Here is a 25,978-nt window from a genome sequence, read left to right on the forward strand (position 1 = left end):
CATGGAAAAACAATTGCAAGAACTTCATTTTGAAGCTGAAAAGGTGATAGATACACCTCACTATGTTGCGCTGATTCCCGCTGCCGGGGTAGGCGCGCGTATGGGGGCGTCCACACCAAAGCAGTACATGCTAGTCGGTAATAAATCAGTTTTGCAGCACACTGTAGATGCTTTTCTTGATTTTTCCAAAATACAGCATACCTATGTTGTCGTCAGCCCGGATGATGCTTATGTTGATGAGTGCCTTGCAAAAGCAGAAAACCTGACAGTCTTGCGCTGTGGCGGTGCCAGTCGCAGGGATACAGTCAGAAATGGCTTAAATAAAATAGCTAACAAACTAACAGGCAATGACTGGGTACTCGTACACGATGCAGCCAGGCCGGGCTTGACATCCGGCTTGCTGCAATATTTGATTGCGCAGGTTGGTGACGATACAGTCGGTGGCTTGCTGGCTTTGCCAGTGGTCGATACTGTTAAACGGGTAGAAAGCGGCAAAGTACTAACCATATCCCGTGATGGCTTGTGGCTGGCGCAAACACCGCAAATGTTCCGTTATCAGCTACTGTGCGACGCACTGGATGCGGCAGATCAGGTCACTGATGAATCCAGCGCTATTGAAGCTGCTGGCCATGTCCCCATACTGGTTGAAGGCCATGTGAGAAACATGAAGCTGACTTTGCCTAGCGATATGGCATTGATCGCCCAGTATTTGAATAACCCGGAAGAATAAAGGAAGCTTGATGCAAAATAAGATGCTACCGTTCAGAATAGGTCAGGGTTATGACTGTCATGCACTGGTGCCTGGCCGCAAATTGATTATTGGCGGGGTGACTATCCCGCACACCACAGGTTTGCTTGGGCATTCAGATGCGGATGTGTTATTGCATGCAATTACTGATGCACTATTTGGCTCAGTGGCCTTGGGTGATATAGGCAGGCATTTCCCGGATACCGATACCCGTTTTGCCGGTGCAGATTCGCGTGTTTTATTGCGTGAAGCGGTCAAGCGTATTCATGCTGCGGGTTATGAAGTGGGCAATCTGGATGCCACCATCATTGCCCAGGCACCGAAGATGGCGCCGCATATTGCAGGCATGGTGGCAAATATTGCTGAAGATATGCAGGTCGACATCAGTCAGGTCAATATCAAGGCAAAGACCAATGAACGCCTTGGTTATCTGGGTAGGGAAGAGGGTATAGCTGCCGAAGCCGTGGTACTGGTTTTTCCGCGAGTCAGCAACTAAACTAAGAATGTTCCATCAAGGAGATACGATATGAAACAAGAGCAATTAAAACATTTGCTGGGCCTGTTGCATCAAGAACTGGCAAGCACTGAAGCGGTTGATGATGAGTTGAAGTCCTTGCTGGAGAAATTGAATGATGATATTCAACACGTCCTGGCAACGACGCAAAATCAAGATGACCCCGTATTCGCTGCCTTGAGTGAGCGTTCGCAGGCTCTGTCAGCGAAATTCGCTGCACAGCATCCCAAGCTGGAACCGGCTTTGCGTGAGCTAGGCACCATGCTTGAAAAAATTGGTGTTTAATCCATCAAGCTTAATATCCCCTTGACTCTGAAAAAACCGCTGCGGCGGTTTTTTTATTCCCCGCTCAATAATAAAGCCTTGCAATAAATTATCTTAATGCTACCCTTTTGATGGTGCTTAGCAAGAAATTCCAGCATATTCTATAATTTCAGTAATTCGTGAAAATTCAGAAAATTGGAGAAATTGATGATGGAAACGCTAAGTCCGCTAACGCAAAAATTCATCTTGCACTTTGGTGAAATGGGCAGTCGCTGGGGCATCAACCGCACAGTCGGCCAAATCTATGCCTTGCTATATGTGCAAGGTCAAGCCTTGAATGCGGATGATATTGCCGAAGCTTTAAGTTTTTCACGTTCCAACGTCAGCATGGGCTTGAAAGAGCTGCAAGCCTGGCGGCTGGTCAAGCTCTTGCATAAGCAGGGTGACAGACGTGAGTACTTTGAGCCGCCAAAAGATATCTGGGATATTTTCAAAGCCTTGCTGGAAGAGCGCCGCCGCCGTGAAATAGAACCGACCTTGTCCATGCTGCGCGATGCCTTGCTTGAAAGTCCGGCCAGCGAGGCTGACAAGCAGGCGCAAGAACGCATGCGGGAAATGTATCAACTTATTGAGCTATCCACTTCCTGGTTTGACGATGTGCAGCGCCTGTCGCCAGAAACCCTGGCATCGTTGATGAAAATGGGGTCCAAGGTCAAAACCATACTCGATATCCGCGACAAGTTCCGCTTTGGCGGCGGTAGCCAGGCAGAGACCGAACATGCGACAGAAGAGCTTGTAGTGAAGCGGAGCGAATAATGCTGGCGACCGATAAACTCAGGGTTGCCTGGCGTTTGCCTTTGTGGGCAGAAATCACGCTGGTCTTGCTGGTGAAGGTCGCCATCCTTACTCTACTTTGGAATGCCTTCTTTTCCAAACCGCAAACAAAACACATGCGCCTGCCGACAGAAAAAGTCGAGCAGCAACTCTTGAGCAAAACTGACTTGAATAATTCTAAAGAATTGCCAGGGCCAGGGATGCAGATCAAAGATGCGTTAGAAAATCAACCCGAATTGAGAGAAAAAAATGGCTCCCATTGAAGAAGTCGTCAATCTGTCGCGCCTGCAGTTTGCTGCGACAGCGATGTATCACTTTCTGTTCGTTCCCCTGACGTTGGGTTTGTCCTGGATATTGTTCATCATGGAGGCCGTCTATGTCATGACTGGTCGCGAAATATACAGGGACATGACCAAGTTCTGGGGCAAGCTGTTTGCGATTAATTTTGCCATGGGGGTCACTACCGGCATTACCCTGGAATTTCAGTTTGGTACCAACTGGTCCTATTACTCGCATTATGTTGGTGATATCTTTGGTACGCCGCTGGCCATAGAGGGCATGATGGCCTTCTTTCTTGAATCCAGCTTTGTTGGTCTGATGTTCTTTGGCTGGAATCGTTTATCCAAACCAGCTCATCTGGGAGTAACTTTTTTGGTCGCTCTTGGTTCCAACCTCTCAGCCTTATGGATTTTGATTGCCAATGGCTGGATGAATAATCCCGTTGGTGCGGATTTCAACTTCGAGACCATGCGCATGGAATTGGTGAGTTTGAAAGAGGTCTTCTTTAACCCGGTTGCGCAAGTCAAATTCGTGCATACCGTGGCTGCCGGTTATGTTGCTGCATCCATGTTTGTACTGGGCGTATCTTCCTATTACTTGCTCAAGGCCAGGGATACGGCATTTGCAATCCGTTCATTTGCGGTTGCCTCGGCCTTTGGCCTGGCATCGACCTTATCAGTGATAGTACTGGGTGATGAGTCTGGTTACACGGCTGGCGAGGTCAATAAGGTCAAACTGGCAACCATAGAGGCCGAATGGGAAACCGTGCCTGCACCCGCACCTTTCACTGTCATAGGCTTACCGAATGACAAGGAGGAGCGAACCGACTATGCCATCAAGATACCCTACCTGATGGGTTTGATTGCCACCCGCTCACTGGACACGCAAGTGACAGGCATCAAGGATTTGAAACAGGAGCATAAGGTTCGCATTATCAATGGCATGGCCGCCTACGCAGCATTGACACGCCTGAAAGGTGGGGATAGATCACCAGAAGCGCGGGCAGATTTCGAGCGCTTGAAAAAAGACCTGGGTTATGGTTTGCTGCTGAAAAAATATACAGCGAATGTGGTTGATGCAACGCCAGAGCAAATCGATAAAGCCAGCCATGATTCCATCCCCAAGGTAGCGCCCATGTTCCTGGGTTTCAGGCTGATGGTGGGACTGGGTATCCTGTTCCTGTTTATCTTCTCCACATCCTTCTATTTCTTGATACGCCGTCGCCTGGCCAAGCAAAGATGGTTATTGAAGCTGGCGCTGTACAGCATACCCTTGCCCTGGGTGGCAATCGAAACAGGCTGGATCGTTGCTGAATATGGCCGCCAGCCCTGGACTATCTCCGGCATTTTGCCCACGCACTTGTCTGCATCCACTTTGCAGGTGAATGATCTGTATTTCAGCCTCGCCGGGTTTATGGGGTTTTATACGCTGCTGCTAGTGCTGGAACTGTACCTGATGTTCAAGTATGCCAGGTTGGGGCCTAGTGCCTTGCATACTGGTAAATATCATTTTGAAAATGATCTGACTAATATAGCTCTAAATACAGCTCTACCCAATGTACCTGCAAAGGCATAAGGAGGCATCATGTTTGACTACGAAACATTAAAGATCATCTGGTGGGCTTTTGTCGGTGTCCTGATTATCGGTTTTGCCCTGATGGACGGGTTTGACTTTGGCGTGGGGATGTTGCTGCCATTTGTTGCCAGGACTGATATCGAGAGGCGTATCGTCATCAATTCCATAGGCCCCACCTGGGAGGGTAATCAAACCTGGTTCATCGCTGCGGGCGGTGCCCTGTTTGCTGCCTGGCCACTGGCGTATGCAGCTGCATTTTCTGGTTTTTATGTGGCGCTGATGCTATTGCTGTTTTCCTTGTTCTTCCGCCCGGTGGGCTTTGATTATCGCAGCAAGGTACAAGACCCGCGCTGGCGTTCCGCCTGGGACCGGGCCTTGTTCGTAGGCGGTTTTGTACCGCCGCTGATCTTTGGCATTGCCTTTGGTAACCTTTTGCTGGGCGTGCCTTTTCATTATGATGACACCATGCGCCTTGAATATATCGGTGGCATCCTTGGCTTGCTGAATCCTTTCGGTTTGCTGGCTGGGGTGTTAAGTGTGGCCATGTTGGTCATGCACGGTGCTGCTTTTTTACGCTGCAAGGCTGACGACATAGTCAGGGACAGGGCAAAAGTGTTATTACTGGCCGCAGCCATTGTGACTTTCCTGAGTTTTTCTATAGCAGGTGTCTGGGTAGCTTATGGGATTGATGGCTATCGCATCGTCAGCATGCCTGACGTGAACACCTCGTTCATGCCAACCGTGAAAACTGTGGAGCGCGCAACAGGAGCCTGGCTTGATAATTACTCGCGTATGTCGCTGCTTTGGTGCTTGCCTGCGATAGGCTTGCTGACCAGCATCCTCAGCCCGGTATTTGCGTACAAGAACAAGGACGTCGCCGCGTTTTTATGCAGTGGCACTACCGTCGCCATGGTGATTTTGACAGCCGGTGCATCCATGTTCCCGTTTGTCATGCCATCATCCTTGCATCCATCCAGCAGTTTGACGGCATGGGATGTGGTGGCCAGTCATAAGAGCCTGGGCGTGATGTTCTGGGTGGTCGTGATCTTCTTGCCCATCATCATCGTCTATACCGCATGGATTTATCGTGTATTGCGTGGCAAGGTGGGCGAAGCGCATATCAACGCCAACGAGCATTCGGCATACTAAACTGACAATGCAGCTAAAAAAGGAGCAAATCATGTGGTATTTCAACTGGATACTGGGCATAGGACTGGCGCTGGCTTTTGGCATTATCAATGTCATGTGGCTGGAAGCAAATTATGCTTTTGGTGAGCGTGACGAGGCATTGACCAAAGAACGTTTCGAGCAGGCAAGACAGGACTACAAAGACAGCAAACTCAGTAAATAGGGGGCAGCTCTGCTACAATACGCGGTTAGCCTATTGAAATGGGTGCTTGTAGGCTATATATGCTTGGATATCGGGGTTACTCATTTCAATCTTGTCGCAATAATGCGCAATTACTCTATTTATTTGTCATGCAAATCACACAAAATACCGCTGTCACTTTGAATTACACCATGTTCAGTGCTGAGGGCGAGGTCATAGACCAGAATCAGCAGCCCATCGTTTATTTGCATGGTGGATATGATAATATTTTGCCAGCAGTTGAGGCTGCACTGGATGGCAAAACAGTCGGCGACAAAGTCTCTGTAACCTTGGCTCCAGAAGAAGGTTTTGGTGAATTTGATCCAGAATTCGTGCGCGAAGAAGATATCAGCGCTTTCCCGCCAGATATTGAAGTTGGCATGATGTTTGAAACACGTGAGCCAGAAACTGGCGAAACCATGCAGTTCCGCGTTACTGCAATCGATGCAGGCGTGGTCACTGTAGATGGTAACCATCCCCTGGCTGGCATGACCATACGTTTCGATGCAGAAGTGCTGGAAGTACGCGAAGCTACTGATGAAGAAGTTGTGCATGGTCACGTGCATGGCGAACACGGTCATCACCATTAAGATGCATCCTCAGGAATAGTTGATTCTGGCTTATTCCTGCATAGGGGAATCCATACAAATGGTTTCCCTTGTTCTTCGCTGCTGATCTGCAGTGTCAATTCAAGTCCAAGTGCAAGCCAAAGGTGTGTATGAAAGACTATTATTTTATTCTCGGTATTGCCACCAATGCGAGTCTGGCAGACGTCAAGAAGGCGTTTCGTCAAAAGGCTGCAGAGTTTCATCCAGACAGGAATGATTCTGAACTGGCACCGGAAAAATTCCACGCGGTCAAAGAAGCTTACGATATTTTGTCGGATGAGGCAGCGCGTACGGCCTATGATGAAAATCGCAGGCGCAATTTGCTGGATTCTCCTATAGAGACAGCGACCGAAATCTGGAAAAATTATTTATCAGGAGTATTGCAGTGAAATTGTCACGTTTTTTTGAAGATATTATTCCGCTCTATAAGGCTGAATTGGAGGATTTGAAATCCGATTCCGAGGGCAAGAATGTGCTCAAGGCCAGATTGCGCGAAAAGGCTGAACAATTGCCCATGCTGCTGCCTATGATGGCGAGCAATCCTGAGATGTTGGCGGTGGCTTTTCATGAGGGCTTTATTTTCATGAATCCGCTGACCATGGAGTCATTGATTGCCAAAGAAGCAGGCAACTTCCCTTCATGGAAAACTATATCGGCTGCAGTCAAGCTGGAGCCGTGGGCGGAACCCTTGAGCCGCATCGTCTTGAAAGACCCTGATGGTGAAACTTTTCTGGTGACGGCTGCAGCGCTGGAATATCTGAATCGTAGCAATACCACACGCAAGGCTGGTGCCAGCGATGCGGCAGGTGCTGACGAGGATGAAGATAAAGAAGCCAACGAGGAAAATGAAGAGTTAAAAGAACATGGCGATCTTGATGGCCGGTACGGCAGGCATGGTCGCGATGACGGTGATGATGGTGATGATTATGATCTGGGCGAAGCCGGTGCAGACTGGTTGGCTGAGCAAGGTTTTGACCGTAAAGAATAAGGAGTACAGATGAATTATCCTGCATTAATCGAAGCCCAAAGCCTGGTCAAGGCGGGTGATATTGCCGGTGCTGAACATGCACTGGCCAATCTGGCTGAAACCGAAGGCGATAAAGCGCTGGTAGCTGCCCTGGATGAATTTCCGGCCAAGGATTTGCTGGCGATTATCCGTGAATATGATGCATCCAAAGAGTCTTTGGTCAACCTGCTGGTCACGCCTGAGCAATTTGCCCAGGCCGTGGTGCTGGAACGTCGCTATGGCGACCAGACCCATGAGCAATTGCGTGGCATGGTCAATTCCGTCATTTTCCGTGAAGGTGCTGATCCGGCAGAATTTTTGTATGAAATTGCTGAAGTAGATGGTGGCTATGATGCCCTCGTCGATTACCTGCTCGACAGGGCGCAAATGGTAGAGCATTTCTACCGCTATGCAACCTTCGACTTGTATGAGTACGGCGACGATAACAAAACCCAGGCACTGGATGATGATTTGCTGAATCTGACGCGCGACACCGAGAGCCTGGCGTCGCCTTTGGATATGGCAAATCTGGAAGATCATGACTGGATGCAGGTCACCTACATACTGCGTTATGAGTTGCCAGAAATTTTCCGCGAAGTGCTGATGAAATTACGTGCACGTTATAAGGCTTATCAAGCAAGCCTGGCGCAAGATGAATTATTGGAAGGCGGAGAGGGCGGTGCTGAAGAAGAGCCGGCAGAACGTCCTAAAAACAATGACGATGGCGACGACAAGGATGACGACGAAGAATCTGCCTTGTAATTGTTGATGTTATTTTGATGCGCGTGGCAGGCAGGAGTTTTCCTGCCTGCCTTTCACTTTTTATAGCCTGCCTCTACTTTGGTATTTATGTCTGAAAATACTTTTGAAATTGCCCTGCTTGATAATCGCCCCTATTTTGAATCGGCGCTGCGTTATGGCGTGCAAAAGGCAATTATTCCTACCGCCAAGATTGCTGCGATTGAGGCTGAGGCCCCAAAAGGCATGGTGCAGATAGCGGATGCTTTCGGCAGTAAATACCTGCGCCCTGAAATTGAAGCGGCACGCAAACGTATCGTCAACCTGGCTAGCTTGTATCTGATCGAGGCCACCAAGGGTGACCTTGAGCTGGCCGCCAAGATGATACGTGACAATACCTTTTTGACTTTATCGCGCGGCGGCTCAGGTTTGCTAAAGGCTTTGTTCGCCATGCCGGAATATGCCTTGCTGGGTAACGAGGCCAAGGGCAAGGTGGAGGATTTTCTGGAAGCCTGGTCACTCAAGGAAAAGCCGATTGAGTACAGGAACACGCTCGAACACCGGCAAATGAATGCACTGGAAATTGAGGCTGGCTACTGGTTTGGTGAGGAACTGGGCTTGTCCGCCAGTTACCTCAAAGAAGAAGATGTCGAAGCCGTATCCGTAGTCCGCACTGCATTGTTGCTGCGGATGTTTTGCAAGCCTGAGGCTACACTGCAAAACCAGGTAGAGTTCGCCAGCTTGATCGACGCTATCCGCACATACACTGCGGCGAAGTTGAAGAAGGCTTTGTCCTCGATTGATCTGGCTGATATCCCCGAGAAATTTCATGCCATCGTTGAGCGCGTACTGGGCGAAATCAAATCCCATGATCTGCCACAATTGCAGGACAAATCCGCATCTCTCGACAAGCTGGTGTATGAGCTCAAGGATCGATATTACCTGCGTGATCATGAGGTAGAAGACACTTCTGAATACGATGCCCTGGTGTCCAAGGAGTGGACGAAACTGACCAAGGGTAAAACCGATATCGATTCGCTGCTGACCCTGTTCGTCTGTATCGTTGGTGGGATTGCGCCAAAAACGACCTTGCCAGAAAAGACCGCGAAAAGCTTGGTGAAAAAGTTTCGTGATGAAGGTTTCAATTCAGGGTTGGCAACAGACTGGATTAAAACTGCCGCACCGCATGAAAAGCAGGAAGGTTTGCTGGAAGACTGGAATAATTTCGTGGAAGAGGCCGGTAATTATTTGATGGATGACTGGGATACCAATTACACAGGAGCCATGCGTTTTTTGGATGCGAATTGTCATATTCAAAAGCCGGCAAAAAAATAAATAGCGGCCATTAATTCTTTTGGAATAAATGGCCGCTATTTAATTACAAACTCAATTCCAATACTTGGCGGCTGACATCCAGCGTCACATCACGTTTTTCACCCAGACTGACCATGCGATGGGTTTCCAGTGCTGACAAAATAGGCGCAATATCATTGCTGCCAAGCTGATAGTCGCTGAGACGGGTTTTGACACCCATCTGCTCAAAGTAATCCTGCATGTGGCTGATGGCTGTTTCTATGCGGCTGTCTTCATCACCTTCGTGTAAACCCCAAACGCGTTCGGCAAATTGCAGCAACTTTGCCCGTTTGCCTTCCTTGCGGACGCGCAGCATGCTGGGCAGCACGATGGCCAGGGTTTGGGCGTGGTCGATGTTATGCAGGGCCGTCAGTTCATGACCTATCATATGCGTTGCCCAGTCTTGCGGCACGCCAGTCGAAATCAGGCCGTTCAGGGCCATGGTGGCGCACCACATCAGATTGGCGCGCACGTCGTAGTCTTCTGGGTTGGCCAGAGCTTTCGGGCCTTCTTCTATGAGTGTTAACAACAAGCCTTCAGCAAACCTGTCTTGCACTGGTGAATTTACTGGGTAAGTCAGATATTGTTCCATGACATGAACAAAGGCATCAACCGCACCATTGCCTATCTGGCGTACTGGCAGGGTAAAGGTCTTGGTTGGGTCCAGTACCGAGAATTGCGGGAAACAATGACGGCTGGAGAATGCCATTTTTGCCTTGATGGATTTACGGGTGACGACCCCGCCATTATTCATTTCCGAGCCAGTGGCTGGCAAGGTCAGTACGCTGCCAAATGGCATGGCCTTGGTCACATTGCTGCCGCGTTTTTCCATGATGATCCAGGGATCATCACCTTCGAACAGGGCTGCGGCGGCGATAAATTTGGTGCCATCAATGACAGAGCCGCCGCCAACTGCGAGCAAAAAGTCTATCTTGTTTTGCTTGATGAGTTCGACAGCCTTCATCAGGGTTTCATAGCTGGGATTTGGTTCTATGCCAGTAAATTCCGTCACTTGGCGTGTGCCGAGTGCGGCAATAACTTCATCGTAAACACCATTTTGTTTAATGCTGCCGCCGCCGTAAAGCATTAACACATGGGCTTCAGCCGGGATGGCTTTGTTCAGGTCGGCTATGCGCCCTTTACCAAACAGGATTTGTGTAGGGTTGTAAAAATCAAAATTCAGCATATGCATTCCTCCAGAAAAAAGACATCTTAGCGCAAATAGAAAAAAATCGACCGGTCGTACACTTTTTAATTGCTCAAGAATAAAAAAACTGTCGGTTTTTTATGAAAATCAGGACCTTGCTGCTTGTTTAAATTGCTTTTCCACTCAGCGGCAGTTTTTGTTTGCAGTGATTCTGTGTCGAGGCTCAAATCTGTTGCGACGCATATCAGGGTGCCTGGATTGCAGTGATTGCTCAGTGCTTCCAGCATGGCTGCATTGCGATACGGGGTTTCTATGAGAAGTTGTGTCTGCTTCTCTTTTTTTGATCTTTCTTCGAGTTCTTTAATGCGCTTTGCCCGCAACGCGGCATCAGTTGGCAAGTAGCCATGAAAGGCAAAGCTTTGCCCATTCAGTCCACTGCCCATCAAAGCCAATAGCAGCGAGGAGGGGCCAACCAGAGGGCGTACCTTGATATTGCGCTGATGAGCGAGCCTGACCAGATTGGCGCCGGGATCGGCAACGGCTGGCACGCCAGCTTCAGATATCAAACCTACATCATGGCCTTGCAACAAGGGCTGCAGCAGGCCTTCCAGTGCTTGCGCAGGGGTGTTGATATTCAACTCGCTGATCTGGATTTCCTGCATGGCTTTTTGCAGGGTGTGTACCTGAGACAGGTATTTCAAATAAGCACGCGTGGTTTTGGCATTTTCAGCGACAAAATGGCTGAGTTCTGCCGTCATTTTTTGTACGGTGTCAGGGATGATGCTGGCAAGTAAATTGACTTGCTGATCTTCGTTCAGACCCAGGGTATTGGGGATTAAGTAAAGCGTGCCTGTCATGGGTTTGATTTTTTATTTTATGAAATGGAAAAAACGATAAATTCAAAGATTGAAGAAGCTCAGGCCGGTATTGCGCAACATGCTGGTCAGGGCGATAAGTGGCAGGCCAGTTAGTGCCGTGGGGTCGTCACTTTTGATACTTTGTATGATGGCGATGCCCAGTCCTTCGTTTTTGGCACTGCCTGCGCAATCGTAGGGCTGCTCTATGCGCAGATAGGCATCCAGCTCTGCATCGCTTAAGTCCCTGAACCTGACCATCGTGCAGACATCTTGAATTTGTACAGGAGAGGGTGCGTGTTGACGGTTATCCAAAACGCACAAAGCCGTATGAAACGCTACTTCACGTCCACGCATGAGCTGCAATTGCTTTAAAGCTGCGGCATGATTGCCGGGCTTGCCAATTTGCAGGCCGTCCAGCGTTGCGACCTGATCTGAGCCTATGATAATGGCTTCTGACTGATTTTTTGCTATCGCTTCTGCTTTTTGTTGCGCCAGGCGCAAGGCGGTTTGTTCGGGGCTTTCGCCTGACCTGGGGCTTTCATCAAGTTCAGGTGCTATACTTTCGAAATTGAATTGCAGTCTGGTTAGCAATTCACGGCGGTAAACTGAGCTTGATGCCAGTATCAACCTGATTTGCTGCTTATTTGTTTGCATTGTGAAAACATTTTCCATGGTTTTCATAGCCATTACGCGAAAAAATCACGCCAATTCTTTGACTACTTAGGTGTAATCCTGTTATTATCGCAGGTTTTCTGGGTTCAAATAATCCTATGCAAGCATTTGTGATTGACGCTTTCACGTTCTCCCGGCTCGAAGAGCAGCGTTCGGGAAGCATTTTAGTCGCAGATTTACCTCGCCTGTCAGAAGAAAGTGCAAACACCGAAGGTGCGTTGAACTGGTCTCTGCAGGGTGGAAATGACAAGCTGGGCCATGCGCAGTTGCAATTGTCTGTGAATGGTTCAGTGCAGTTGATGTGTCAGCGTTGTTTGACACCGTTTGCATTTGATATTGACTCTGAATCCAAATTGATACTCGCCAAAAACGAAGAAAATGCAGATGAAATTGATGCATTGCTTGAGGATGACGAGATCGATGTTGTAGTAGGTAGCAAAACATTCAATGTCATGGATTTGATAGAGGATGAGGCGCTACTGGCAATACCCCAATCGCCCAAACATGCAGTATGCCCGGATCTACCGTTGGCTTCAGCAGATACTACTGCAGCGATTGACGCGGAAGTCGGTAAAAAAGCTTCACCTTTTGCCGTGCTGAAGAAAATTAATGGGCGTACCTAGTGGCATTATTCTGAAAAAACACTCAGGTCGAAGTATTGTTAGGGATTCTTGGTTGCTGATGTTCGCATTCTTCAACCAGGCGTGTTAAATTTTAGAAACATTTTTTGAAGTATTAGGAGTTATCATGGCAGTTCAGCAAAATAAAAAATCCCCATCCAAGCGTGGCATGCACCGTTCCCACGATTTCCTGGTTGCACCACAACTGGGTATCGAGCCAACGACTGGTGAAACGCATCTGCGTCACCACATCAGCCCTAACGGCTTTTACCGTGGTCGTAAAGTATTGAAAACCAAGAACGACGAGTAATCTCTGTTCCTGGTAAAGAAGCGGCGTGACGAGTCTCTGACTTGGCGCCGCTTTTTTGCGTTAACCTTCTGGAATTACTTGCATACCGCATGCATGCAGAGTTGAGTGGGGGCTTAATTTACTTTTTTGATTGAATTGTTGTCGGTGAGTCTTTGAATTTTTGAGATAATCCTGCTTTTGAAAAATTAATTCGGGATGATGTCTGTTCCGGTTTGATACACTCGCTGTTTCAGATTGAAGTTTCGTATCACTACATGACAATTAAAATTTCCATAGACTGCATGGGCGGAGATCATGGCCCGGCAGTTACAGTGGCAGCAGCTGTTGCTTTTGCCAATCGCGAACCTGATGTCGAATTTCTCCTGGTGGGCTCTGAATCAATCATTCAGGCCGAGCTGAAGAAGCTGCATGCCAGTGCACATGCGCGCCTGAAAATTATCAATGCTACAGAAGTGGTGGAGATGGATGACCCGATAGAAGTTGCCTTGCGCCGCAAGAAAGATTCTTCCATGCGCGTCGCTATCAATCAGGTCAAGGAGGGCGCTGCCCAGGCCTGCGTTTCTGCAGGTAATACTGGCGCTCTAATGGCAGTTTCCCGCTATGTATTGAAAACCATGCCGGGTGTCGATAGGCCTGCAATTTGCAGTATCTTGCCGAATCAAAAAAATCTTCCTACTTACATGCTGGATCTGGGCGCGAATGTGGATTGCGAGCCTCTGCACCTGCATCAGTTTGCCATCATGGGTTCTGCTCTGGTATCTGCGCTGGAGGGCAAAGATAAGCCAAGCATAGGTTTATTGAATGTAGGCGAAGAAGATATCAAGGGCAATGATGTCGTCAAAAAGACAGCGCAATTATTGCGTGCCGATCATGAGCGTGGCCTGCTGAATTTTTATGGCAATGTCGAAGGTAATGATATTTTTGAAGGTACGACCGATATCGTCGTCTGTGATGGCTTTGTCGGTAATGTCACCCTGAAAGCGGCTGAGGGCATGGGGCGCTTTGTAAAAATTACCCTGACAGCAGCCTTCAAGAGCAATCCCCTGAATATGCTCGGCGCGATTTTTGCGCGTGGTGCTCTGAAATCCATCTCGCGCACCATGAATCCTTCCAACTACAATGGCGGCAGTTTGCTGGGCTTGCGTGGCCTGGTATTTAAAAGCCATGGTAGTGCAGATAAATATAGTTACGAGTGGGCAATACAGCGCGCATTCGATGCCGCGAAAAATGATGTATTGTCACGCATTGCAACTTCAATGGCAAAATTGATGCCTATGGCAGATGCTGAGGCAGTTGCCGAAGTAGTTGCTCCAGACAATAATGAACTCTTGGTACAGAAAACCGCATGACTTTCTATAGCAAAATTATAGGGACTGGCAGTTACCTGCCTCCCAAAAAAGTAAGCAATCAGGAATTGACCGATCAACTGGCGGCGAAGGGCATAGAAACTTCGGACGAGTGGATATTTTCCCGTAGCGGGATTTCCTTCCGCCATTATGCTGAGCCTTCTGTCGCGACCAGTGATATGGCTGTGGAAGCTGCAAAGCGTGCACTGGATGCCGCTAAAATGCAGGCCAACGATATCGATTTGATCGTACTGGCAACCTCAACACCTGATTTTCTCGGTGGTTTCCCAAGTACTGCTTGCGTAGTGCAAAACAAGCTGGGCATCACTAATGGTGCGGCGGCAGTTGATGTGCAGGCGGTGTGCAGTGGCTTCATGTACGCGTTGTCCATCGCTGACAGCATGATCAAGGCTGGTAACCATAAAAACGTGCTGGTGATTGGTGCTGAGGTATTTTCCCGCATCCTGAATTTTGAAGACCGCACTACCTGTGTATTGTTTGGTGATGGTGCGGGCGCAATCGTCATGTCCCACTCAGAAGAACCAGGTGTCCTGGCGACCAAATTACATGCTGATGGCAGCTATGCCAATATTTTATGCGTACCAGGCAATGTCCAGAGTGGCGTCGTCGAAGGTAGCGCATTTTTGTATATGGATGGCCAGGCTGTCTTCAAGCTTGCTGTCAATTTGCTGGAGAAAGTTGCCAACGAAGCGCTGGAAATCGCTGGCCTGACTACAGATCAGATCGACTGGCTGATACCGCATCAGGCAAATATACGCATTATGCAAAGCACTGCGAAAAAAATGCGCATGCCTATGGACAGGGTAGTCGTCACAGTTGATCAGCATGGCAATACATCCGCCGCTTCGATACCGCTGGCACTGGACCTGGCTGTGCGTGATGGCCGGGTCAAGCCTGGTCATACAGTGATGCTGGAAGGTGTGGGCGGTGGTTTTACCTGGGGTGCAGCCATCGTCAAGATGTAAGGATTCTGGTAAAAGAGCCTGCAATCAAGCTGGACATCAATAATGAATATTAGAGATAAGATTAGAGATAAGAAATGACGCAATTTGCATTTGTATTCCCTGGGCAGGGTTCGCAAGCGATAGGCATGTTGAATGGCTTTGCTGATAATCCTGTCGTGCAACAAACCATTGCCGAAGCATCCGATGCGCTGCAACTGGATTTGGGCAAGATGATTGGCGAAGGTCCAAAAGAAGCGCTGGACCTGACCACCAATACCCAGCCCGTCATGTTGACGGCAGCCGTAGCCTGCTATCGTGCATGGATCGCCGCAGGCGGTGCCGCACCCAAACTGGTGGCTGGTCATAGTTTGGGCGAATATTCAGCCCTGGTCGCTGCTGGTGTTATCGCGTTTAAAGACGCGGTGCCTATGGTGCGCTTCCGCGCGCAAGCCATGCAAGATGCCGTGCCTGTAGGGCAGGGCGGTATGGCCGCTATTCTGGGTTTGTCGGACGAGGATGTGCAGGCAGTGTGTGCTGAGGCAATGGCAGTAGTGCCAGGCGAAGTGGTGGAGGCCGTGAATTTCAATGCGCCAGCACAAGTTGTCATTGCTGGTAGTAAAGCCGCTGTAGACCGTGCTTGTGAAATTGCCAAGGCAAAAGGTGCCAAGCGTGCTTTGCCTTTAGCAGTTTCTGCACCTTTTCACTCTTCCTTGCTCAAGCCTGCATCAGATAAATTGCGTGAATATCTGGCCAGCATTCCATTTTATGCACCGGCAATTCCGTTGATTAATAACGTCGATGTTGCCATTGTGAATGATGTGGAGGCGATCAAGGACGCGCTGGTCAGGCAGGCTGCAAGTCCAGTGCGCTGGGTAGAAACCATTAACAAGATGCATGCTGATGGCATTACGCATGTAGTCGAATGCGGCCCAGGCAAGGTCTTGACCGGCTTGACCAAGCGCATTCAGTCAGAATTGACAGGCGACACTGTATTTGATCAGGCAAGTTTAGAAAAAGTATTGGAACTCTTGAAATGACTCAACAATTAGAAAATCAGGTGGCATTGGTCACTGGTGCATCCCGTGGTATTGGCAAGGCAATTGCTATTGGCCTGGCCAAGGCTGGCGCTAAGGTCATTGGTACTGCAACGACAGAATCTGGTGCAGCAGCAATTACTGCCTATCTGGAAGAATTGGCCCCCGGTTCTGGCAAGGGTATAGCTTTCAACGTCAACGACGTAGAGCGCGCTGCCAGCCTGGTAGATGAAATCCAGAAAGAATTTGGCAGTCTGTCCATTTTGGTCAATAACGCCGGTATTACCCAGGATCAACTGGCCATGCGCATGAAGGAAGAGGAATGGGATAGCGTTATCTCTACCAATCTGACTTCCGTCGCGCGTTTGTCGCGCGCAGTATTGCGCGGCATGATGAAAGCCAAGCATGGCCGTATCATTAATATTACCTCGGTAGTCGGTTCATCTGGCAATCCTGGGCAAATGAACTATGCTGCTGCCAAAGCGGGTGTGGCTGGCATGAGTCGTGCACTGGCCAGGGAAATAGGTAGTCGCAATATCACAGTCAACTGTATTGCCCCTGGTTTTATCGATACTGACATGACCAGGGCCTTGAATGAAGACCAAAAAGCGGCCATTTTGCAGCAAATTCCACTCGCCAAACTTGGTCGGCCGGAAGATATTGCCGCAGCAACAGTGTTTTTGGCATCACCAGATGCTGGGTATATCACAGGCACGACACTGCATGTGAATGGCGGGATGTATCTGGCCTAATCATTTTGTTGATTTTTATAGGTAACTTCGACGAAAATAGCAGGAGTTGTTGCCGAGGATCAGAGGCTTGCTTTTTTTGCCCGCAAACCTGCTAAAATGCGCGCACCTTTCTGTAGGCCCTTATTTTTTTGATTTTTTCACTGGAGACACACATGTCCGATATCGAACAACGCGTTAAGAAAATCGTCGCTGAACAACTGGGCGTCGCTGAAGCTGACATCAAAATCGAATCTTCTTTCGTAGATGATTTGGGTGCAGACTCTTTGGACACAGTTGAATTGGTGATGGCACTCGAAGACGAATTCGAAATGGAAATCCCTGACGAACAAGCTGAGAAAATCACGACTGTTCAACAAGCGATTGACTACGCTAAAGCCCATCTGAAGGCTTAATTAGTCGAATTTTTTCAAATCCAGGAGAAACGCTTGAGTCGTTCGCTTAAACGTCGAGTCGTTGTAACCGGGCTCGGTTGTATTTCGCCAGTCGGCAATACTGTCGCAGATGCCTGGAGTGCCATCACTTCAGGCAAATCCGGAATTGCAACGATTACCAAATTTGATGCAACACCATTTACCACGCATTTTGCAGGTGAGGTGAAAGGCTTCAATGTCGAGGATTATATTCCGGCAAAAGAAGCGCGCAACATGGACACCTTTATCCACTACGGCATCGCCGCAGGGATGCAGGCGTTTCAAGACTCTGGTCTTGCCGTCACTGAAGAAAATGCAGATCGTATTGGTGTCATCGTAGGTTCAGGTATCGGCGGTTTGCCGTTGATAGAGGAAACCAAGGAAACTTTGATAGCGCGTGGACCACGCCGTATCAGCCCATTCTTTGTGCCAGCCTCAATCATCAATATGATTTCTGGCAATCTGTCGATCAAGTATGGTCTGAAAGGACCTAATCTTGCAATCGTGACGGCTTGTACCACTGGCTTGCATTGCATAGGTTCCGCTGCTCGTATGATTGAATACGGCGATGCTGATGTGATGATCGCTGGTGGCGCAGAATCAACGATTTCTCCTCTGGGTCTGGGTGGCTTTGCTTCTGCAAGGGCACTCTCGACCCGAAACGATGATCCGGCGACAGCCTCCCGCCCTTGGGATAAAGACCGCGATGGTTTTGTCCTGGGTGAAGGTGCCGGTGTCATGGTTCTGGAAGAATATGAACATGCCAAGGCACGTGGTGCAAAAATTTATGCTGAAGTTATCGGCTTTGGCATGAGCGCTGATGCTTATCACATCACCACGCCTACCATGGATGGTCCGCGCCGCAGCATGATCAATGCCATGAAAGATGCTGAAATTAACCCTGAGCAAATCAGTTATCTGAATGCACACGGAACATCTACATCAATCGGCGACCAGAACGAAACGGATGCGATCAAGGCGACTTTTGCTGACCATGCATACAAAATGACCATCAATTCGACCAAGTCGATGACAGGGCATTTGCTGGGCGGTGCGGGTGGTCTGGAATCCTTGTTTACGGTTCTTGCCCTGCATAATCAGGTTTCACCACCTACCATGAATATCTTTAATCAAGATCCAACATGTGATCTCGATTATTGTGCAAATGTTGCACGTGATATGCGCATGGATTATGCAGTGAAAAATTCCTTCGGCTTTGGCGGAACGAATGGCACGCTGATATTTGCAAAAGTCTGATTTTTAAAAAATTAGCCTTGGCACTTCATTTCAAGCGAAATGAAGTGCCATTTTTTTTACCATGACGATAGCACTGCATATTGTTACCCGCGCTTCACGCATACTGCTCATGGCATGCTTTTGCATGCTCATACTGGTGCATCTGAGTATTTTGCTGCTAATGAGGTCAAGCTCAGTGCCAGCTTATTTCATTTACCTGTTTATCGTCAGTTCATTTTGCAGCAGCGCTTACCTTGTTTTCAGGTATTGGCAGCAAACTCAGCAAAGCTGGCAACTGAGTATTTCTGCGGCAGGTGAAATCATTCTGCACCAGAAAACACAGCAAGAGGTGCAATTAGCAGGACTGAATGTGCATTTAAGTCACAAAAGTCGTATTTGGCCATACTTTTTATCAATTTTTTTACTTGATGAACTAGGCAAGGAACATAAGTTGCTTATACTGCCAGATTCATTGAGTCCTGCTGCATTCCAGGCATTGAGAGTTAGTTTGATATGGATTAGCCAACATCAGACTACCTGACATGAAATTTACTTCTGCCAAAGGAACTTTTAGGAATCATGCGGACTCTGACTGTATATAGATCGCGTATGTTGACGGTAATAACATGCATTTGGAACGAGCTTTTCTTGTTCCATGCAAATTTAGGAATGAATGAGTGACGACAGAACGCGAAATTGATCAGCTATTGGTTGAGCGCGTCCAGCGTGGTGACAAAAAAGCATTCGAGCTTCTGGTTTCCAAATACCAAAGGAAATTAATGCGGCTCGTGTCCCGGCTCGTCTATGATCACGCAGAAGCGGAAGATGTTGTACAAGAAGCATTTATCAAGGCATACAGGGCGTTACCAAATTTTCGTGGCGAGTCCGCTTTTTATACCTGGTTATACCGTATCGGGGTAAATACAGCGAAAAACCATTTGGTAACGCAAGGACGCAGGGCTCCCACGTCAACAGAGGCTGATGTGGATGAAGCAGAGTCTTTTGTCGATGCGGATGGGTTGAGGGACATCAATACACCAGAGTCTCTGTTGGCAAGCAAGCAGATAGCCGAAACAGTGAACTCAGCCATGTTGACCTTGCCCGAGGAATTGCGAAATGCAATTACCTTGCGAGAAATAGAGGGCCTGAGCTACGACGAAATTGCAGAAGTAATGCTCTGTCCCATAGGGACGGTGAGAAGCAGGATATTCAGGGCACGTGAAGCGATAGCTGAGAAATTACGACCCTTGTTGGGTACCACACTGGAACAACGCTGGTAAATGCGAGTCAAAGTCTGATCCGACAAAAAGCAGTACAAACGAATTTAAAAATAGTGGTAAAAGGTGAAAATTATGAACAAAAGCACAAACCAACACGAGAGCATCTCAGCCATGGCAGATGGTGAATTGAGTGATGCTCAGCTGGATTCCCTGCTTGCGAGTTTAAATGAAGCGGAGAGCAAGGATGCGTGGGAAATTTATCACCAGATAGGTGATGTGCTTCGCTCAGAAGAATTGGCGGTTACTTTCAGTGCCGATTTTTCTCAACGGTTTTCTGAAAAACTAAATGCTGAACCTGTCATTTTGGCACCAGCAGCCATGCAAAAAAGCAAAGCCCAGGACAAGCAAGGGAAACAGAAATTCCTCGGCGCTTACGCAGCCGTAGCCAGTATGGCCGCTGCAGCAGCATTCGCCTTTATCATGATTCCGCAGTTGCAATCATTTCAAGCCAAGCCTGATGCAACGAATCAAATCAGCAGCAAGTCCACAAACGCAGGCAGTGTGCAGTTAGCAAATCACACTGAAAATCCAGGTATCAATACGCTGGCGGTGAATGAATCTGCCAAGCAAGCTTCCCAGCTTATGGCCGGCAACGATAAAAAACCGGTAGAAATTGATATGCTGCGTGACCCTAGAATTGACAGCTATTTGATGGCACATCAGCGCTTTTCTCCTGCAATCAATAACGGAGCACAATACGTTACGCACGCTAACGCCGTTTCATCTGCTTCGGAAAAATAAATATGATGTGCGTATGGCGTTTTAACATCGCATTGGCGGGGTCTGCCTGCCTGCTAAGTTTATTGGCGCCAGCAGCGGCGCAAGATACGGTAGACGATAAGCGTGAAGTGCATAGCGTATTGCGAAAAATGCAGGCTTCTGCGCAGAAGCTGAATTATTCGGGCACCTTTGTTTATCAGCAAGCCAATCAAATCAGGACTTCCAGAATTACCCATGTTCTTGATGGCAATAATGAACTCGAAAAACTGGAAATCCTCGATGGCCAGCCCAGAGAATACTTGCGAAAAAACGAAGAAGTAACCTGCTATCTGCCTGAAAGCAAAACCTTGCAGGTAGAAAAAAATGCCACGCAAGAAGTATTTCCCGCCTTGTTGACCTCTAATGCGCAATCTCTCCCCGATTCTTATTCAATAAAAAAAGCCGATCTTAGCCGTGTTGCGGGTATCGATTGCCAAACCTATTTACTCGATCCCCGTGATGGCTACCGCTATGGCTATCGTCTCTGTGTAGAAAGAAATTCTGGCTTGCTGTTGCGCGCACAAACCGTCAACACTAAAAATGAAGTAATAGAACAAATCGCTTTTACCCAACTTAGCATTGGGGACATAGACAAGCAGAGAGTAAAACCGACTTTTCAAAATACTGCACAATGGCAGGTTGAAAATTTGACGGTGCAGTCCAATATTCATTCAGGATGGATTGTGAAATCTCTGCCGACCGGGTTCAAAAAAACCCGTGAAATGAAGCGCTTGATCCCCGCTGCAGGAAATGCAAAAAACAGTGATGGAACAGCGATCAAGTCACATCAGGTGATACAAATGATTTTCTCTGATGGCCTGGCAGCGATTTCTGTTTTTATTGAACCGGACAGCGAAAACCGCACTGAAGGCAGTTTGCAGCAAGGTGCCATGACCATTATGGGTAAGCGTCATGCAGAATACTGGCTCACGGTTGTGGGTGAAGTGCCAGCCACCGCAATCCGGCAAGTAATGAACTCAATTGAATTTAAACCTAAATAAGCGAATGACACCATGAAAGCGAATAAACTTTTTCCAATTGAAAAAATTGCTTCTACCCTGGTCTTGAGTGCCTGCGTGGGTTTTATAGCGCCGACTGCAATCAATGCCAATCCTGTAGCTGAGGCTGCGTCCGCGTCTGTAGTTGGCCTGCCTGATTTTACCGAGTTGGTAGAAAAATCTGGCCCGGCAGTCGTGAATATCAGGACGACAGAGAAAGTTCAGTTAAATCAAAATGGCACGAGCGCTGAAGATGAGCAGATGCAGGAATTTTTCCGCCGCTTCTTTGGCACACCTATGCCAACGCCAAAACAACAGCCTACGCCGAAAGGCCGCAAGACACCTCAGCAGCAAGAGGAAGAAGTGCCACGCGGCGTCGGTTCTGGTTTCATCATCTCTCAGGATGGTTATGTACTGACCAATGCGCATGTAGTTGAAGGCGCATCCGAAGTCTATGTCAAGCTGACAGACAAGCGTGAATTCAAGGCTAAAGTTGTTGGTGCAGATCGCCGTACTGATGTGGCAGTCTTGAAAATTGACAGTAGCAAATTGCCCCGTGTCACCATCGGTGACTCTGACAAGATCAAGGCAGGCGAATGGGTGATTGCCATTGGTTCACCTTTTGACCTCGACAATACTGTGACTGCTGGCATTATCTCTGCCAAGGCACGCGATACTGGTGATTACCTGCCGTTGATACAAACGGATGTTGCAGTCAACCCAGGTAACTCCGGTGGCCCGCTGATCAATATGCGTGGTGAAGTCATTGGTGTGAATTCGCAAATCTATAGCCGTTCAGGCGGCTATATGGGCATTTCATTTGCAATTCCTATAGACGAGGCCATGCGTGTTGTTGAGCAGCTTAAATCTGCCGGCAAAGTAGTGCGTGGTTATCTCGGTGTAGAGCGTATCGATGTGACCAAGGACATTGCAGATGCATTGGGTCTGGCAAAAGCGCAAGGCGCACAGATACAACGTGTCATGCCTGGCTCTCCAGCTGAAAAGGCGGGTATTGAGCCAGGAGACGTGATTCAAAAAGTAAATGGCATCGTCATTGATAAGGCCGTTGATTTGAATCGCATAGTCGGTGACATCAAACCAGGTGGCAAGGCAACAGTGACGGTATGGCGCAGGGGTGGTCTGAAAGATATAGTCGTGACCGTCGCCGAAGCGGATGCAGAAAAAGCGCCAGTAAAAACTGGAAAACAAAAGGCCGAACCTGCTTCCAATGTCTTTGGATTGACAATCACTGACCTGACTGAAGCGCAGAAGCGTGATGCTCATGTCAGCGGCGGCGTGATACTGGAAAGTGCTGAAGGCGGTGCGGCCCGTGCCGGCTTGCAAGCGGGCGACATCATCACACGTATCGGCAATGCCGATGTCAAGGATGCCAAGGAATTCGCGGCTGCCATGACAAAAGTTGATCAGAAGAAACCTCTTTTGTTATTGGTCAAGCGTGGCGATGTGTCTAAATTCGTGGCAGTACGTCCGACCAATCAATAAACTTTTCAAGTAATGTAAAGGCCGCCTGTTTTGCAGGTGGCCTTTTTTATTTTGTAGGTCTGATAGGGGCGACTTATAATGCAGGCATGGAGATTGAGCGCATGATGTTAGCATCCCCACTACTTTAGGCGGAAATGATGATTCAATTTACACTTTATTCACGCAGTTATTGCCATCTTTGCGATGATATGCTGGAACAACTGCAAGCCTATAGCCCTGAATACGGCTTTACCGTCAAGGTAGTCGATGTTGATCAGGATGATGAAGTACTGGCCCTGTACGATGAGCTGGTGCCCGTCCTGGTAGGCCAGAAAGAAGGCCAGAATCAGCAAAGAATTTGCCACTACTATCTCGACCCCGCAGCACTGAAAGCTTTTTTCCATGCATGACCTGACATCTGGTTTATCTCTGTTTGACTATGAAAATGAAGTGATTTGCGGCGTTGATGAGGCGGGCAGGGGGCCATTGGCTGGCCCTGTCATGGCAGCAGCCGTGATTCTTGATCCTAATCGCCCCATTGCAGGCTTGCGTGATTCAAAAAAACTCAGCGAAGCAAAACGTGAGCAACTGGCGATAGAGATCAAGGAACACGCCCTGGCCTGGTGTATTGCCGAATGCTCTGAACAGGAGATTGATGAACTCAATATCCTGCAGGCGACCATGCTGGCCATGCGCCGTGCGGTTGAAGGTCTGTCTGTCACGCCTACACTGGCACTGATAGATGGCAATCGCTGCCCGGTAATGGCGATTGCTTCGGAAGCGATCGTCAAGGGTGATGACAAGGTGCCTGCGATATCAGCGGCATCCATACTCGCAAAAACTGCACGTGACCATGTCTTGATGCAGTTGCATGAAACTTATCCCCAATACGCGCTGGATCAGCACAAGGGCTATCCAACAGCTTTGCACCTGGAGCGTTTGCGCGAACATGGTGTGTCACCGATACACAGAAAATCTTATGCGCCTGTGAAAGCCTTACTCAAATAAATGAAATCGATTACTTCCCGCGACAATCCTCTTTACAAAGAATTCAAAAATCTTGCCACCAGTTCGCAGGCACGGCGTAAGGCTGGCCGCACTTTGCTCGATGGAGTTCATCTATGTGAAGCATATTTCCAGCATCTTGGCGCGCCCGAGTATTGCATCGTTACAGAAAGCAGCCTGCATCATGCCGAGGTGGCGACAGTACTGGCGCAAAGCGAGCAGCACAGGACGCAATGTATTTGCCTGCCAGATGCCCTCTACAAGGCGCTCAGCCAGGTTGAGCATGGGGTAGGTGTGATGTTCATTATCGCTACGCCCGCGCCTGAGTTTCCTGCGACCTTGGCATCATCGTCTGTGGTGCTGGATAATTTACAGGACCCCGGTAACCTTGGCTCCATCCTGCGCAGCGCTGCCGCAGCAGGCATAAAAAATGTATTTTGCAGCTCTGGTACCGCATTTGCATGGTCCCCAAAAGTCATGCGTGCAGGCATGGGCGCGCATTTTTTGCTGAATATTTTTGAAAATGTCGACTTGCCTGCTTTATTGAGCAGCGCCACTATTCCCGTGCTGGCGACCAGCTCTCATACCAGGCAGACTATCTACCAAAGTAACTTGAACCAGGAAGTGGTCTGGCTGTTTGGTCATGAGGGACAAGGTGTTTCACCTGAGTTGATGTCCATGGCTACCAGTACAGTGACCATACCCCAGCAAGCCGAGATAGAGTCACTGAATGTGGCTGCCAGTGCTGCTATCTGTTTTTTTGAACAGGTACGGCAGCAGTTGGATGCAAAAGTTCAGTAAATCCGCACGTCGGATTTAATTTCCTGCAAAATCGTGGTCGAAATTTCTTCTATCGATTTTGCAGTTGATGACAGCCAGCGTATGCCTTCGCGCTTCATCATCAGTTCCGCCTCATTGACTTCGTAACGACAGTTTTCCAGTGAAGCATATTTGCTTCCTGGGCGACGTTCGTTACGAATTTCTGACAGACGTTCAGGCGCGATACTCAAGCCAAAAATCTTGCTTTTAAATTCAGGCAATGCCGATGGCAACTTGCCACGTTCAAAATCATCAGGAATCAATGGGTAATTTGCCGCCTTGATGCCATATTGCATGGCTAGATACAGCGTGGTAGGAGTTTTGCCGGAGCGCGAAACGCCAACCAGTATCACATCGGCAGTCGATAAGTTTTTGTTTGACTGACCATCGTCATGCGCCAGCGAGAAATTGATGGCTTCTATCCTGTTTTTATATTCTTCAGAATCCGTAATATTGTGACTGCGCCCTATGGTATGGGTGGACTTGACGCCCAGCTCTTGCTCCAGTGGCGACACAAAGGTTTGTATCAAATCCATGTGCAAACCCTTGGATTTAAAAACAACGCCAGCCAGGTCAGTTTTGACCAGGGTGGAAAATACGATAGGGCGATTGCCTTCAGCTGTATAGGCATCATTGATCTTGCGCACGGCATCGTGGGCTTTTTCGAGTGTATCGATAAAGGGCAGACGGACTTGTTTGAATTTCAAGTCAAATTGTGTCAATACCGAGTGACCAAAGGTCTCTGCGGTGATGCCAGTGCCATCGGAAACGAAAAAGACGGTACGGTTTGCTGCAGGCCGTGCTTGCTGGGGGGTATCTGACATGATAATTTTATATAAATAATGGCAATAGACTGGACGGAATATATTTGTACTCTTAGAAACAAAAAAGACTGCAAATTCTTATTCCGTTTAGATAAATCTTGCAGGACACAATGTAAAATGCTGCAACAGCATGTCAAGCGTAGCTCGCCTCAAGAATAACAAAAAAACAGCGGG

The 25,978-nt window shown here is 48.4% G+C and carries 33 protein-coding genes; 29 read left to right on the top strand and 4 right to left on the bottom strand.

Annotation, left to right across the window (positions count from 1 at the left end; translation table 11 throughout):
• The first annotated feature begins 1 nt into the window (after position 1).
• The 13 genes from ispD (at position 2) to ACO0LD_RS04850 (ending at position 9,270) form a co-directional block, all read left to right on the top strand.
• Positions 2-730 (top strand): 2-C-methyl-D-erythritol 4-phosphate cytidylyltransferase, encoded by a 729-nt coding sequence (gene ispD, locus ACO0LD_RS04790; protein ID WP_423004283.1) that lies wholly within the window; start codon positions 2-4, stop codon positions 728-730.
• Positions 731-740: 10 nt separating this feature from the next.
• A complete protein-coding gene (ispF, locus tag ACO0LD_RS04795; protein WP_423004285.1) occupies positions 741-1,244 on the top strand; it encodes a 2-C-methyl-D-erythritol 2,4-cyclodiphosphate synthase in 504 nt (167 codons plus the stop codon).
• A 30-nt stretch (positions 1,245-1,274) separates the two neighbouring features.
• Entirely contained in the window at positions 1,275-1,547 is a 273-nt protein-coding gene (locus tag ACO0LD_RS04800; protein ID WP_423004287.1) for a DUF4404 family protein, read from the top strand.
• 186 nt (positions 1,548-1,733) lie between these two features.
• Positions 1,734-2,342 carry a GbsR/MarR family transcriptional regulator gene (locus ACO0LD_RS04805; RefSeq protein WP_423004289.1) on the top strand — a complete coding sequence of 203 codons (609 nt, stop codon included), beginning with the start codon at positions 1,734-1,736 and terminating at the stop codon, positions 2,340-2,342.
• Entirely contained in the window at positions 2,342-2,623 is a 282-nt protein-coding gene (cydP, locus tag ACO0LD_RS04810) for a cytochrome oxidase putative small subunit CydP (protein WP_423004291.1), read from the top strand. Before ACO0LD_RS04805 ends, cydP begins: the two co-directional genes overlap by 1 nt.
• Complete coding sequence (locus tag ACO0LD_RS04815; protein WP_423004293.1) at positions 2,610-4,214, top strand: cytochrome ubiquinol oxidase subunit I; 1,605 nt, start codon at positions 2,610-2,612, stop codon at positions 4,212-4,214. The genes cydP and ACO0LD_RS04815 overlap by 14 nt, the downstream gene beginning before the upstream one ends.
• A 9-nt stretch (positions 4,215-4,223) precedes the next feature.
• Positions 4,224-5,363 carry a cytochrome d ubiquinol oxidase subunit II gene (cydB, locus tag ACO0LD_RS04820; RefSeq protein ID WP_423004295.1) on the top strand — a complete coding sequence of 380 codons (1,140 nt, stop codon included), beginning with the start codon at positions 4,224-4,226 and terminating at the stop codon, positions 5,361-5,363.
• A 31-nt stretch (positions 5,364-5,394) separates the two neighbouring features.
• On the top strand, positions 5,395-5,565 hold the full coding sequence (gene cydX / locus ACO0LD_RS04825; protein ID WP_423004297.1) for a cytochrome bd-I oxidase subunit CydX: 171 nt from the start codon (positions 5,395-5,397) through the stop codon (positions 5,563-5,565).
• Between the two features lie 128 nt (positions 5,566-5,693).
• Complete coding sequence (locus ACO0LD_RS04830) at positions 5,694-6,173, top strand: FKBP-type peptidyl-prolyl cis-trans isomerase (protein WP_423004299.1); 480 nt, start codon at positions 5,694-5,696, stop codon at positions 6,171-6,173.
• A 128-nt stretch (positions 6,174-6,301) separates the two neighbouring features.
• Positions 6,302-6,580 (top strand): DnaJ domain-containing protein, encoded by a 279-nt coding sequence (locus ACO0LD_RS04835; protein ID WP_110253570.1) that lies wholly within the window; start codon positions 6,302-6,304, stop codon positions 6,578-6,580.
• Positions 6,577-7,179 (top strand): hypothetical protein, encoded by a 603-nt coding sequence (locus ACO0LD_RS04840; protein ID WP_423004301.1) that lies wholly within the window; start codon positions 6,577-6,579, stop codon positions 7,177-7,179. The genes ACO0LD_RS04835 and ACO0LD_RS04840 overlap by 4 nt, the downstream gene beginning before the upstream one ends.
• Positions 7,180-7,188: 9 nt before the next feature.
• Positions 7,189-7,959, top strand: coding sequence for a hypothetical protein (locus ACO0LD_RS04845; protein WP_423004303.1), 771 nt, complete (start codon positions 7,189-7,191; stop codon positions 7,957-7,959).
• An 87-nt stretch (positions 7,960-8,046) separates the two neighbouring features.
• On the top strand, positions 8,047-9,270 hold the full coding sequence (locus tag ACO0LD_RS04850; protein WP_423004305.1) for a hypothetical protein: 1,224 nt from the start codon (positions 8,047-8,049) through the stop codon (positions 9,268-9,270).
• A 43-nt stretch (positions 9,271-9,313) separates the two neighbouring features.
• On the opposite strand, the gene ACO0LD_RS04855 is transcribed toward ACO0LD_RS04850, so the two are convergent.
• The 3 genes from ACO0LD_RS04855 to ACO0LD_RS04865 all read right to left on the bottom strand — a co-directional run bounded on the left by ACO0LD_RS04855 (position 9,314) and on the right by ACO0LD_RS04865 (position 11,946).
• On the bottom strand, positions 9,314-10,474 hold the full coding sequence (locus ACO0LD_RS04855) for an iron-containing alcohol dehydrogenase (protein WP_423004307.1): 1,161 nt from the start codon (positions 10,472-10,474) through the stop codon (positions 9,314-9,316).
• 65 nt (positions 10,475-10,539) lie between these two features.
• Positions 10,540-11,292: an SAM-dependent methyltransferase gene (locus tag ACO0LD_RS04860; protein WP_423004309.1), complete on the bottom strand. Its 753-nt coding sequence runs from the start codon at positions 11,290-11,292 to the stop codon at positions 10,540-10,542.
• 42 nt (positions 11,293-11,334) lie between these two features.
• On the bottom strand, positions 11,335-11,946 hold the full coding sequence (locus ACO0LD_RS04865; protein WP_423004311.1) for a Maf-like protein: 612 nt from the start codon (positions 11,944-11,946) through the stop codon (positions 11,335-11,337).
• A gap of 116 nt (positions 11,947-12,062) precedes the next feature.
• Here ACO0LD_RS04865 and ACO0LD_RS04870 point away from each other — a divergent pair, with 116 nt between their 5' ends.
• From ACO0LD_RS04870 to ACO0LD_RS04945, 16 genes are all read left to right on the top strand, one after another.
• Complete coding sequence (locus ACO0LD_RS04870) at positions 12,063-12,587, top strand: YceD family protein (RefSeq protein ID WP_423004313.1); 525 nt, start codon at positions 12,063-12,065, stop codon at positions 12,585-12,587.
• A 124-nt stretch (positions 12,588-12,711) separates the two neighbouring features.
• On the top strand, positions 12,712-12,894 hold the full coding sequence (gene rpmF, locus ACO0LD_RS04875; protein WP_008449924.1) for a 50S ribosomal protein L32: 183 nt from the start codon (positions 12,712-12,714) through the stop codon (positions 12,892-12,894).
• Positions 12,895-13,148: 254 nt separating this feature from the next.
• Positions 13,149-14,243: a phosphate acyltransferase PlsX gene (gene plsX, locus ACO0LD_RS04880; RefSeq protein WP_423004315.1), complete on the top strand. Its 1,095-nt coding sequence runs from the start codon at positions 13,149-13,151 to the stop codon at positions 14,241-14,243.
• On the top strand, positions 14,240-15,226 hold the full coding sequence (locus ACO0LD_RS04885; protein WP_423004317.1) for a beta-ketoacyl-ACP synthase III: 987 nt from the start codon (positions 14,240-14,242) through the stop codon (positions 15,224-15,226). The genes plsX and ACO0LD_RS04885 overlap by 4 nt, the downstream gene beginning before the upstream one ends.
• 74 nt (positions 15,227-15,300) lie before the next feature.
• On the top strand, positions 15,301-16,242 hold the full coding sequence (gene fabD / locus ACO0LD_RS04890; protein ID WP_423004319.1) for an ACP S-malonyltransferase: 942 nt from the start codon (positions 15,301-15,303) through the stop codon (positions 16,240-16,242).
• Positions 16,239-16,991, top strand: a complete 753-nt coding sequence (gene fabG / locus ACO0LD_RS04895) for a 3-oxoacyl-ACP reductase FabG (RefSeq protein ID WP_423004321.1) — start codon at positions 16,239-16,241, stop codon at positions 16,989-16,991. The genes fabD and fabG overlap by 4 nt, the downstream gene beginning before the upstream one ends.
• A gap of 152 nt (positions 16,992-17,143) precedes the next feature.
• Positions 17,144-17,383, top strand: a complete 240-nt coding sequence (acpP, locus tag ACO0LD_RS04900; RefSeq protein WP_110253556.1) for an acyl carrier protein — start codon at positions 17,144-17,146, stop codon at positions 17,381-17,383.
• A 33-nt stretch (positions 17,384-17,416) separates the two neighbouring features.
• The gene (fabF, locus tag ACO0LD_RS04905; RefSeq protein WP_423004323.1) at positions 17,417-18,658 is read left to right on the top strand and encodes a beta-ketoacyl-ACP synthase II; all 1,242 of its coding nucleotides are present in this window, start codon (positions 17,417-17,419) and stop codon (positions 18,656-18,658) included.
• A 61-nt stretch (positions 18,659-18,719) separates the two neighbouring features.
• Positions 18,720-19,178, top strand: coding sequence for a protein YgfX (locus tag ACO0LD_RS04910; RefSeq protein ID WP_423004325.1), 459 nt, complete (start codon positions 18,720-18,722; stop codon positions 19,176-19,178).
• A gap of 136 nt (positions 19,179-19,314) precedes the next feature.
• Entirely contained in the window at positions 19,315-19,917 is a 603-nt protein-coding gene (gene rpoE / locus ACO0LD_RS04915) for an RNA polymerase sigma factor RpoE (RefSeq protein WP_423004327.1), read from the top strand.
• A gap of 72 nt (positions 19,918-19,989) precedes the next feature.
• Positions 19,990-20,658 carry a sigma-E factor negative regulatory protein gene (locus tag ACO0LD_RS04920; RefSeq protein WP_423004329.1) on the top strand — a complete coding sequence of 223 codons (669 nt, stop codon included), beginning with the start codon at positions 19,990-19,992 and terminating at the stop codon, positions 20,656-20,658.
• Between the two features lie 119 nt (positions 20,659-20,777).
• On the top strand, positions 20,778-21,677 hold the full coding sequence (locus tag ACO0LD_RS04925) for a MucB/RseB C-terminal domain-containing protein (RefSeq protein WP_423004331.1): 900 nt from the start codon (positions 20,778-20,780) through the stop codon (positions 21,675-21,677).
• A gap of 12 nt (positions 21,678-21,689) precedes the next feature.
• A complete protein-coding gene (locus tag ACO0LD_RS04930; protein ID WP_423004333.1) occupies positions 21,690-23,177 on the top strand; it encodes a DegQ family serine endoprotease in 1,488 nt (495 codons plus the stop codon).
• Positions 23,178-23,311: 134 nt separating this feature from the next.
• On the top strand, positions 23,312-23,566 hold the full coding sequence (locus ACO0LD_RS04935; protein WP_423004335.1) for a glutaredoxin family protein: 255 nt from the start codon (positions 23,312-23,314) through the stop codon (positions 23,564-23,566).
• A complete protein-coding gene (gene rnhB / locus ACO0LD_RS04940) occupies positions 23,559-24,164 on the top strand; it encodes a ribonuclease HII (RefSeq protein ID WP_423004337.1) in 606 nt (201 codons plus the stop codon). The genes ACO0LD_RS04935 and rnhB overlap by 8 nt, the downstream gene beginning before the upstream one ends.
• The gene (locus ACO0LD_RS04945) at positions 24,165-24,962 is read left to right on the top strand and encodes a TrmH family RNA methyltransferase (protein ID WP_423004339.1); all 798 of its coding nucleotides are present in this window, start codon (positions 24,165-24,167) and stop codon (positions 24,960-24,962) included.
• Here the strand turns inward: ACO0LD_RS04945 and ppsR are convergent.
• Positions 24,956-25,804 carry a posphoenolpyruvate synthetase regulatory kinase/phosphorylase PpsR gene (gene ppsR, locus ACO0LD_RS04950; RefSeq protein WP_423004341.1) on the bottom strand — a complete coding sequence of 283 codons (849 nt, stop codon included), beginning with the start codon at positions 25,802-25,804 and terminating at the stop codon, positions 24,956-24,958. The genes ACO0LD_RS04945 and ppsR overlap by 7 nt on opposite strands.
• Between the last annotated feature and the right edge of the window lie 174 nt (positions 25,805-25,978).

Origin of the sequence: Undibacterium sp. Ji83W, from assembly GCF_049340385.1 — a bacterium.
In the GTDB taxonomy this organism is placed as follows: Bacteria; Pseudomonadota; Gammaproteobacteria; order Burkholderiales; family Burkholderiaceae_D; genus Undibacterium.